Source organism: Burkholderia sp. WP42, assembly GCF_000745665.1.
GTDB classification, from domain to species: Bacteria; Pseudomonadota; Gammaproteobacteria; order Burkholderiales; family Burkholderiaceae; genus Burkholderia; species Burkholderia vietnamiensis.
Genome location: NZ_KN050727.1, coordinates 36,212 through 45,636 on the forward strand (window position 1 = coordinate 36,212; position 9,425 = coordinate 45,636).

General features: G+C 66.6%; 10 protein-coding genes. 1 reads left to right on the forward strand and 9 read right to left on the reverse strand.

What is annotated here, in order from left to right; translation table 11 throughout:
- Nucleotides 1-3: 3 nt before the first annotated feature.
- From EX20_RS29280 to EX20_RS32685, 9 genes are all read right to left on the reverse strand, one after another.
- Entirely contained in the window at nucleotides 4-990 is a 987-nt protein-coding gene (locus tag EX20_RS29280) for a type II secretion system F family protein (protein ID WP_034195569.1), read from the reverse strand.
- Entirely contained in the window at nucleotides 983-2,347 is a 1,365-nt protein-coding gene (locus EX20_RS29285) for a CpaF family protein (RefSeq protein WP_034195570.1), read from the reverse strand. The genes EX20_RS29280 and EX20_RS29285 overlap by 8 nt, the downstream gene beginning before the upstream one ends.
- A 3-nt stretch (nucleotides 2,348-2,350) precedes the next feature.
- Nucleotides 2,351-3,625 (reverse strand): fimbrial protein, encoded by a 1,275-nt coding sequence (locus tag EX20_RS29290; protein WP_034195571.1) that lies wholly within the window; start codon nucleotides 3,623-3,625, stop codon nucleotides 2,351-2,353.
- Between the two features lie 60 nt (nucleotides 3,626-3,685).
- Nucleotides 3,686-5,017 carry a type II and III secretion system protein family protein gene (locus EX20_RS29295; RefSeq protein ID WP_034195572.1) on the reverse strand — a complete coding sequence of 444 codons (1,332 nt, stop codon included), beginning with the start codon at nucleotides 5,015-5,017 and terminating at the stop codon, nucleotides 3,686-3,688.
- A 64-nt stretch (nucleotides 5,018-5,081) separates the two neighbouring features.
- Nucleotides 5,082-6,026, reverse strand: coding sequence for a Flp pilus assembly protein CpaB (gene cpaB, locus EX20_RS29300; RefSeq protein WP_034195573.1), 945 nt, complete (start codon nucleotides 6,024-6,026; stop codon nucleotides 5,082-5,084).
- A gap of 75 nt (nucleotides 6,027-6,101) precedes the next feature.
- Entirely contained in the window at nucleotides 6,102-6,596 is a 495-nt protein-coding gene (locus EX20_RS29305; protein WP_034195574.1) for a TadE/TadG family type IV pilus assembly protein, read from the reverse strand.
- Nucleotides 6,593-7,093, reverse strand: coding sequence for an A24 family peptidase (locus tag EX20_RS29310; RefSeq protein ID WP_034195575.1), 501 nt, complete (start codon nucleotides 7,091-7,093; stop codon nucleotides 6,593-6,595). The genes EX20_RS29305 and EX20_RS29310 overlap by 4 nt, the downstream gene beginning before the upstream one ends.
- Nucleotides 7,094-7,192: 99 nt before the next feature.
- Nucleotides 7,193-7,420, reverse strand: coding sequence for a Flp family type IVb pilin (locus EX20_RS29315; RefSeq protein WP_034195576.1), 228 nt, complete (start codon nucleotides 7,418-7,420; stop codon nucleotides 7,193-7,195).
- A gap of 460 nt (nucleotides 7,421-7,880) precedes the next feature.
- Complete coding sequence (locus EX20_RS32685) at nucleotides 7,881-8,105, reverse strand: hypothetical protein (protein ID WP_014722940.1); 225 nt, start codon at nucleotides 8,103-8,105, stop codon at nucleotides 7,881-7,883.
- Here EX20_RS32685 and EX20_RS29320 point away from each other — a divergent pair.
- Nucleotides 8,082-9,425: collagen-like triple helix repeat-containing protein (locus EX20_RS29320; protein ID WP_034195577.1), on the forward strand; the 1,344-nt coding region annotated here is incomplete at its 3' end. The two genes, EX20_RS32685 and EX20_RS29320, sit on opposite strands and share 24 nt — an antisense overlap.

Here is a 9,425-nt window from a genome sequence, read left to right on the forward strand (position 1 = left end):
GCATCACCTCAGCCGGGCCATCCGGTACAACCACACACTGCCCGCCACCTGCATCACGAACGCGAGCGTCAGCAGCACGCGTCCGCCCGGGTCGTTCCACATCCCTTGCAGATACCTCGGGTTCGTCATCACGACAAAACTGCCGATCGCGACCGGAAGCATCATGAGCACGAACGCCGACAACCGCGTCTCCGCCGACATCGCCGTCAGCTCGCGCTCCGCCTGCTCGAGATCGCGCATGAACACGGCCATCCTCTCGAGCATCACGTCCGCGCGTCCGCCGTATTTCACCGACAGCCGCAGCACCGAGCCGAGCAGCTCGAATTCCTTCGTGCGGTAGACCTTCGCGACATGTAGCATCGCGCGATCGATCTCGACGCCCGAGCGCAGCATCCTCGACACGTGATCGAGACAGCCGCGCAGCGGTTCCTCGCTCGTCAGCAGCGCCGCCTGGAACGCCGCGGGCACGCTGTTGCCGAGCGTCACCAGCCGCACGATGCCGTCGAGGAACGACGGAATCTGCCGGACGATCTTCAGCCGTCGCCGCTGGATGCGCGATGCCAGCCAGACGCCGAACATCGCGCCGCCGCACACGAGCGCCGCCAGACCGGCGAGCACGCCGGCGCGATGGGTCGCGAGCCCGGCGATCGCCAGCAGCACGGCGAGCGCACCGATCGCCTTGCCGCGAGCGCCTTCGATGCCCGCGCGGTTCACGAGATTGGCGAGGTACTCGGCGGCCGACGCATACCACTGCACCCAGAAGGCCTCGGCCATCGCGCCGCGCGCGACACCGGACGGCGACGCGGTGCGCGCGCCGGCAGATGCCGCCGCCGGCTGCGCCGGCGCGCGCGCGCCCGGTTCGAGCCGGCTGTCGATGAAGCGCTTCGCGTCCGTTCGCACGCGCCGGGTTTCTGCATGTCGCCACAGCATCAATGCCGATGCCACGCACAGCATCGCGACCGCGAGCACCCAGACCATCGCGCTATACATTGAAGCCCCCGCCCCGACCGAATCCGCCACCGCCGAACCCGCCGCCGAATCCACCGCCCGCCGCGCCGCCCGACAGCGTCTGACGGAAACGCGCGAGCTTCGGCGAATGCGGATGGATGCCGAGCGACTCCCAGTGATCGACTTCCTCGCCCTCCGGCGTCACACGCGCCTCGTAGCGATACAGCTCCTGCGTCGCGATGATGTTGTCGGACAGCCCGGTCACCTCGGTGATCGACAGAATCCGGCGACGCCCGTTCGACAGCCGCCCGATCTGCACGATGAAGTCGATCGCGTTCGCGATCTGCCGCCGCAGGCTCGACTCGGTGCCCTGGAAACCGGCGAAGCCCGCAAGCATCTCGAGACGGTACAGGCACTCGCGCGGCGAACTCGCATGCACGGTGCCCATCGAGCCGTCGTGGCCGGTGTTCATCGCCTGCAGCATTTCGAGCACTTCGCCGCCGCGCACTTCGCCGACGATGATCCGGTCCGGACGCATCCGCAGCGTATTGCGCAGCAGGTCGCGAATCGTCACCACGCCGGAGCCGTCGAATCCGCCCGGCCGGCTCTCGAGCCGCACGACGTGCGGATGGTTCAGCGACAGCTCGGCCGTATCCTCGATCGTCACGACGCGCTCGGGCTCGGGAATATGAAACGCGAGCGCATTGAGCAACGACGTCTTGCCCGAGCTCGTGCCGCCCGACACGAGCACGTTGCAGCGCGCTTCGACGGCCGCCTCGAGCAGCGCGCCGATTTCTTCGTTGTACGTGCCGTTGCCGAGAAGGTCCGACGGCTTCAGCGGATCCTTGCGGAACTTCCGGATCGACACGATCGGGCCGTCGATCGACAACGGCTCGATCACGACGTTCACGCGTCCGCCGTCCGGCAGTCGTGCATCGACCATCGGGTTCGACTCGTCGAGCCGGCGGCCGATCGGCGCGAGGATGCGCCGCACGATGCGCAGCAGATGCGCATTGTCGGTGAAGCGCACCGGCAGCTTGGCGAGCATGCCGTGACGCGACACGTACACGTCGTTGTAGCCGTTGATCAGGATGTCCTCGACGGCCGGGTCGGCGAGCAGGTCCTCGATCGGCCCGAAGCCCGCCAGCTCCTTCGTCAGCGCCTCGGCGATCGCGCGCACTTCGTTCTCGTTGAGCGGAATCCGGCGCAGGCGCACGAAGCTGTCGATCTCCAGATCGACGAACTGGTTGATCGCCTGGCGCGACCAGCGGCCGAACTCGGCGCCCAGCTCCTCGATGCGCGTGAGCAAGTGCTCGTGCGCGGCATTCTTGATGTCGTGGAATTGCTGGGTCTGGGAGAACGGCGCTGCGCCGTCGGCAAATTGAATGTCGTGTGCCATCGGTTACGACCGCTTGGACGAAGGTTGAATGAAGCGCTTGAGCGCGGACAGGCGCGGCGCGGCACGCGACGCGCCGGCCGTGCCGGAGATGCCCGGCAACCGCACGGCGAGGGATTCGAGGGCGCGCACGTACGGATCGCGCTCCGCCGCATCGACGATCAGCCGTCCCTGGTTCGCGGCATGGCCGATCGCGACGCGCCGCGCGGGCAACGTGCCGACCAGCGACAGCCCGAGACGCTCGGCGATCTGCGCGGGCATCAGGTCCAGCGCGGGATCGTACTGGTTGACCACCAGCTTGACGCGATCGGTGTCGATCCCCGCGTCACGCAAGCCGGTGAGCAGATCGGCCGCGGACACGATCGACGCGACGCCCTGATCGCAGACGAGCCACGCTTCGTCGGCCGACGCGGCGATCTGCGTGACGAAGTCGCGATTGGAGAAGCCTCCGAGATCGACGACCTGCTGATCGAAGAACGCGCGAAACCGGTTCAGCAAGCCGACGCAAGCCGCATACGACACGTCGCGCAGGCCGCCGAGGTCGGGCGGCAGCGTGGTCAGCGCCACGCCGCTCTGGTGCCGCGTCAGCGCGGTGTTCACGAACGTGCGGTCGATGCGGCGCAGGTTCTGCACGGCGTCGATGAAATGGAACTCGCAGCGCGTGTTCAGGAACAGCGCGCCGTCCCCGGCCGGCAATCCCAGATCGACCAGTGCGGTCTGACGGCCGGCCGGCGTGCTGCCGCCGTGTTGGTCTTTCGCGCCCGGTCCGAGCGCGTGCTTCTGCAACCACACGGCGAGATTCGCGGCGAGCGTGCTGACGCCCATGCCCGCGCGCGCGCCGAGCAACGCGACGACCTTGCCGTGGCGACTCGCCGGCTCGCCGACGTTGGACAGCAGGCTGCGCGTCGTGCGCAGCGCCTCCTCGGCAGGCGCCGACACGTCGATGAAGTCGCGCACGCCCGCGCGCAGCGCGGCGAGCGTGCTTTCCGGCTGGGCCAGCGAACCGAGCGCGACGATCGGCAAGCCGGGATGCGCGGCGCGGATCGCGGCGACGGCAATGCTCGCCGCGTCGCTGCTCGCCGAGAAGTCGATGAACACGAGCGCCGGGTTGAGGCCGGTGATGCGCTGCGCGAGCACGCCGGGCTCGAGCGATGCGGCTTCGACCGCACCGGCCGACACGAGCGTGTTGGCGAGCCAGCGCACGTGTGCTTCCTTCTGCGATGCGCAAACGAAGTAGTCCGTCACGGCGGGTTCACATAGTGATTCGATTCGTGCATTCATGTCGCACACTCCCGATTGCGCAATGCGCCGCGCGGGGACCCGGCGCGTCGTGCTTCGTGCTCATTTCGAAAACCCCGGCGCCGCGTCCGGCGACGCCGCACCGCCGAGATACGAACGCCATACCGGCCCGTCATGCTGCTCGGCCAATTCGCCGGGCGTCGCGGGCAGCACCGCGCCCTTCGCGATCGGCGCGACGAGATGCGGCGTCACGATGATCAGCAGTTCCTTGTCGTTCTGCTGGTAATTCAGGTTCTTGAAGAACGTGCCGATGATCGGCAGGTCGCCCAGCAGCGGCACCTTGCTGACGTTCGACATCGTCTGACGGTCGATCAGGCCGCCGATCACGAAGCTCTCGCCGTCGCCGAGCTCGACCGTCGTGTCGGCGCGGCGCGTCGTGATGCCCGGCACCGCGACGCCGCTGATCGTCACGCTGTTCACGAAATCGAGCTGGCTCGATTCCGGCGCGACCTTCAGCGCGATCCGGTTCGGGCTCAGCACCGTCGGCGTCAGCGACAGCCCGACGCCGTATTGCTTCCACTGGATCGCGGTCGAGCCGAGCCCCTGCGGCGACGGCACCGGAATCTCGCCGCCGGCGAGAAAGCTGGCGCTCTGGCCGGACAGCGCGACGAGCGTCGGTTCCGCGAGCACGCGCGCGAGGTTGTTCGCTTCGAGGAGCGACAGGTCGGCGAAGATGCCGTGCCCGGCTGCGTTCACGACCAGATTGAAGGCGGACGCAACGGGTGCGCCGAGTGTCGGGATATAGGCCGCCGTGCCGGGACCGGACCCGCCGTTGTACGACTGCACGCCGCCCGGCGAGAACGAGCCGAACGAGAAGCCGTTGCTCTGCTTGAAGAAGTTGAAGCCGACCTGCTTGAGCACCGAACGGCTGAATTCGACGACGCGTACGTCCACTTGCACGACGTTCTTGCCGGCCAGCGTCGAACGATCGATCACCGCGCCCTTCGGGCTCATGTTCTTCGCGACGGCCACCGCGCGTTCGTGCGCATCGAGCGAGCCGGCCGCGCCGCGCAGCACCGACGTGCCGCCATAGGCTTTCAACTGCGGCGTCGACCCGTCGAGCACGGCCTGCGCGGCTGCATCGACGACTTCGACGTTCCAGACCGTCGGCTCGTCGTGGCCGCGCTCCCAGACCATCACGTTGGTGGTGCCGGGCGCCTTCGCGGTCAGCAGCACGGAGCCCGCACGGCTGCCTTTCATGATCAGCACGTCGGCGATCGCCGGATCGCCGACGGCGACCCGCTGCAGCGTGCGGCCGTCGGCGATCTGCCGCTGCGCGCCGACCGCGAGCTCGATCGTCCCGCTCGCGCTTGCCATGGATGCGAAGGTCAGGGCCCACAGAACCATCGCGAATGCAGTCAGTGTGTTTTTCATGGATTGTTGTACCGTGGCACGGCTATTACATGTCGTCGCTGATATCGATAGGAATCGATGCTGTTCAATACGCAACCGTTTCCGAGCGGCCGCCGCGGATCACCTCGATGCTGCCGCCGCTGCCCGTCGCCCCCGCGGCGGACCGCACGGCCGGCGGAAGGTGCGACGGCAGCGGCGGGACATTGACATTGGCCGCCGCGGCATTGCGCTGGGTGCCCGACAGCTGTTGCAGCGAGACGCCGGCCGCGGCCAGCGCCGACGGCGACAGCTTGTTGTCGGTGCGTACCGCGACGGTCTGCATCGCGAGTTCGTCGTCGCGCGGGTTGCGCAGCGCGAGCGTCAGCCGGCCGGTGGCCTCGCCGAGCGTCAACGCGTCGACCTGGGCGGTCGGCACTGCCAGTACGGCGATGCGGGCATTGCTCGGCTGGCCGTTGCTGCCGTTCGTGGTGCTGCCGCTGTCGCGCTCCGGCGTCGCGTCGCCGAACGACAGCACGCGCACCTTCGACATCAGCAGGCGCGCCTGCGTCTGGGACACCTCGCCGTCGAACATCGCGCCGCCGCCTTCGCGCTTCAGATTCAGGAACACGTCGACGAAGTTGCCGGGGCGCAGCCGGTTGCCGACGGCATTGGTCTCGTCGACGCGCACCGCGATCGCGCGCTCGCCAGGCTGGATGTCTTCGGCGAGGCCGGAAACCAGCGCGTCGGGCGTGATCGGCGCAGATGCGGGGATGTCGCGGGCGGGGACACGGCCGGCAACCATCGTCGGATCCATGAACGCGTCTGTCGGCACCGGGCTGATCGACTGGACCTTCAACGCGTCGGCGGGAATCGGCTGGCCGGCCGGCAACGCGTGCGTTGCGATCACCACCGGCGCCGCATTGGCGGTGACGACCTGCGGCGCCGGTACGGAAGCGGGCGCGCTGCGTCCGAGCATCCACGCATAGATGCCGAGCAGTACGGCGATCGCGATCAGCAGCCCGGCGATGATCTTCGTCAAATTGTTGGTCATGTTCAAAGAAGGATGGATGCCGGAATGACGACGCGAAATTTCTCGATGGCGCGACTCGGACTCATGACGCGCTGCTCATAGCATGGACTGCGGGATTTGCACGACCGCCGAACTCGTCAGCGGGCCCTTCAGCACTTGCCCCAGTAACGGGATCGACGTCAGCCACTGCAAAGGCACGTAGCTGACCGTGACCGTCAGGCAATTGGTCGGACTCGCCGAGCCGTCTGTACATGCATTGGTCTTCACCGTCACCGACGCCGGCTGCGGATTGCCGTTCAGCCAGCTCAGCGAACTCAACGCGGTATTGCACGCGCTCTGCGTGCGCGTCATGGGCTTCGATACCGACGTACAGGGGTTCTGGTCCGAACCGAGGCTCGGCGCGTAAGTCAACCCGGCGCGCGCGCCTTCGCTGACGGCGAACGTCAGGCTTTGCTGGATGAGGAAAATCATGCCGAAGCTGACGATCGCGTAGAAGATCATGAAGAACAGCGGAAACACGATCGCGAATTCGACCGCGGTCGCGCCGCGTTGACGATCGCGTTTCCGGCACCCTGCGCTTTGACGATTCATCGCCCTGCCCCTGCCATGACGAGGTACACGAGCCACGCAGCCACCGGTGCGACGAGGCATGCCGCATAAGGCGTCGCACGATATCCGCCGACCATCAGGACGGGCGCGCGCCGTGACCGCAGCGCCCGGATGCGCGTGCGCGAGAGCAGCATCAGGACAAGGACGTGCACGCCGGCCGCAAGGCTGGCCGCGACCCAGACCCACAGCAACGCGTTCGCGCCGCACCAGGCGCCCAGCACCGCGAAAATCTTCACGTCCGCCGCACCCATCACGCGCAACAGGAAAAACGGCAGCAGAACGATCAGGCCGACGAACATGCCGATCATCGCGCGCACCGGAAGTACACCGAATGGATTAGCGTCCAGACTCGCCGCCAGAAACCCCGCTACCAGCCCCGCCAGCACGAGCACATTCGAAATACGTCGGTAACGGATATCGCTGGCCGCGACAACGAGCGCCCATGCGAGAAATGCCCCGGTGAATAGGAAATGTGCCATCGCATCACGAGTGGCCGAACATGCCGCAACGGGCGAATCGCGCACGGCGATTCGCCTGTCACGGCACTACGGCTGGCTTGTATCAGTGATGAAACGGGTTTATTTCCAAGGCGCCGTGCAGGCTACGTTGGCCGTTGCCGATGAGCCGGTGCCGGTCGTGGGAGACGTTATGCAGGAGCCCAGATTGGTGAACATGTTGCCGAGGCTACCGCCAATGGACGAAACGCCCGCAACGATGGCCACGGCAATCAGACCCGCGATCAACCCATATTCGATCGCGGTAACCCCGGTTTCTTCCTTGAGGAAGCGCTTGATGAGTGCTTTCATTTTATTCCTCGTGCCTGTATGTACGTTCTTTGGCCTGTTATACGTTGTACATCCCCGCATATCCGGCCGTTGCCCCGCGTGATTCGTTACTTGTGCTGTAACGACAAGCGGGTGCGCTTTCTTTATAGGTCACCCCGAAGGGCGCATACGACGATTTGATGCAAGTTAACATTCGCGATAGTGATCCTCCTCGAACGTCGTGTACCGGACTGTACATTTACTTACACCGATCCGGATTCTATATCCGATCCTATTTATGTTCCAACCTCTTTTAAGAGCCGGCCGAAAAACTTTCCGCCGCAGGACCATTTGTACGGGGTTTCGGTACGACTTACACATAGGATTTACGATAGGTTAGATGTGCACATCTAGTCCACCAGTAAAACAATTCGCGCACCCGTGCCACCTGCCCCACATCCACGTTACGCCGCGCGCGTAACGCCAAAGACCGCACGTTACGTTACGAAACGCGCGAAATCGTTTGCCTCAATCCGGCTTTAAACAGTTTCAACAATCTTTCAATTACCGCCAATGCCTTTTGCGACAAGGAATTGGCGCGTTTTAAGCGATTCATCGACTCCGTCGCCATCGGAATGGCACGACAGTTGCAGAGTAATCCTCGCATCACCCAACACAACATCAGCTTCAATGCGAGGACGAAATGGACATTCAGGTTATCCCTCATGGCACGCTCCGGACGACTATGATCGCGGCCACCGTGGCAGCCATGCTTTCCCTTTCCGCGTGCGGCGGTTCCGGTTCGATCAGCAAGGGCATCAGCGGCGGGTCGAGCTCGGGCGGCGGCGATTCGATCTCCACCTCGGGCGGCGGCACCTCGGGCGGCACGTCGGGTTCGACCAGCGGCAGCACGTCGGGTAGCACCAGCGGCTCGACGAGCGGTTCGACCAGTGGCTCCACCAGCGGCTCCACGAGTGGAACGACCAGCGGCACGTCGAGCGGAACGAGCGGAACGTCGGGTGTGTCGTCGAACCCGGTGGGAACTGTCCTCGCAAGCAGCGGCAATATCGTCACCGGAGTCGGTTCGACGGTATCGGGTCTCGGCACCGTGATCGCCGGTCAGTCGCTGCCCGGTGTGAACCCCGGCACGACGCAGGCGGCCGGTGGCATCGTGCAGAGCGTCGGCGGCGCGGTCACGGCACTCGGCAACGGCCTCGGCAGCGGTCTCGGCCAGCTCGGCGCAACCGCCAACCCGGTGGGTGTCACCGTCGCCAGCACGGGCAACGTGGTCAACCAGCTCGGCGGCGCAGTGACGCAGACGGGCAACCTGGTCACCAGCCTCGGCAGCGGCCCGCTGGCGCCGCTCGCACCGGTTACCGGCGCCGTCGGCGGCCTCGTGACGACGGTCGGCAACGCGGTCTCGGGCGGCGGCGCGACGCTGTCGAACGTGCTGTCGACCGGGCCGGTCCAGCAGCTCACGCAAACGGTCAGTTCGGCCATCACTCCGATCACGACGATGGTCGGTCAGACGACGCAGACGATCGGCACGGCGACCGGGCTCGGCGCGCCTGTCAACACGCTGCTCGGCACGATCGGCAACGGCCTGAACCAGGGCGGCACGCTGATCGCATCGACGGGCGGCAATCCGATCACGACCGGCCTCGGCAACACCGTGTCGTCGGCGGGCAATACCGTGAAGTCCGTGGGCGGCCTGCTGGCCGGCAGCTCCGGCGGCGCGACCAATCCGCTCGCGCCGCTCACGGGCCTCGTCTCGACCGTCACCGGCACGCTCGGCGGTGCAACGGGCGGCGGCAGCGGCCCGCTCGCACCGGTCACCGGCCTCGTCTCCACAGTCACCGGCGCACTCGGCGGCGCAACGGGCGGCGGCAGCGGCCCGCTCGCACCGGTCACCGGCCTCGTCTCCACAGTCACCGGTGCGCTCGGCGGCGCTGCGGGCGGCGGCAGCGGCCCGCTCGCGCCGATCACCGGCCTCGTCTCCACCGTCACCGGCGCACTCGGCGGCGCAGCGGGCGGCAGCGGCGGCCCG

Bases quoted from the DNA above. Each gene is read 5' to 3' on its own strand.
- EX20_RS29280 (WP_034195569.1), bottom strand. From the start codon at position 990: ATGTATAGCGCGATGGTCTGGGTGCTCGCGGTCGCGATGCTGTGCGTG.
- EX20_RS29285 (WP_034195570.1), bottom strand. From the start codon at position 2,347: ATGGCACACGACATTCAATTTGCCGACGGCGCAGCGCCGTTCTCCCAG.
- EX20_RS29290 (WP_034195571.1), bottom strand. From the start codon at position 3,625: ATGAATGCACGAATCGAATCACTATGTGAACCCGCCGTGACGGACTAC.
- EX20_RS29295 (WP_034195572.1), bottom strand. From the start codon at position 5,017: ATGAAAAACACACTGACTGCATTCGCGATGGTTCTGTGGGCCCTGACC.
- cpaB (WP_034195573.1), bottom strand. From the start codon at position 6,026: ATGACCAACAATTTGACGAAGATCATCGCCGGGCTGCTGATCGCGATC.
- EX20_RS29305 (WP_034195574.1), bottom strand. From the start codon at position 6,596: ATGAATCGTCAAAGCGCAGGGTGCCGGAAACGCGATCGTCAACGCGGC.
- EX20_RS29310 (WP_034195575.1), bottom strand. From the start codon at position 7,093: ATGGCACATTTCCTATTCACCGGGGCATTTCTCGCATGGGCGCTCGTT.
- EX20_RS29315 (WP_034195576.1), bottom strand. From the start codon at position 7,420: ATGAAAGCACTCATCAAGCGCTTCCTCAAGGAAGAAACCGGGGTTACC.
- EX20_RS32685 (WP_014722940.1), bottom strand. From the start codon at position 8,105: ATGAGGGATAACCTGAATGTCCATTTCGTCCTCGCATTGAAGCTGATG.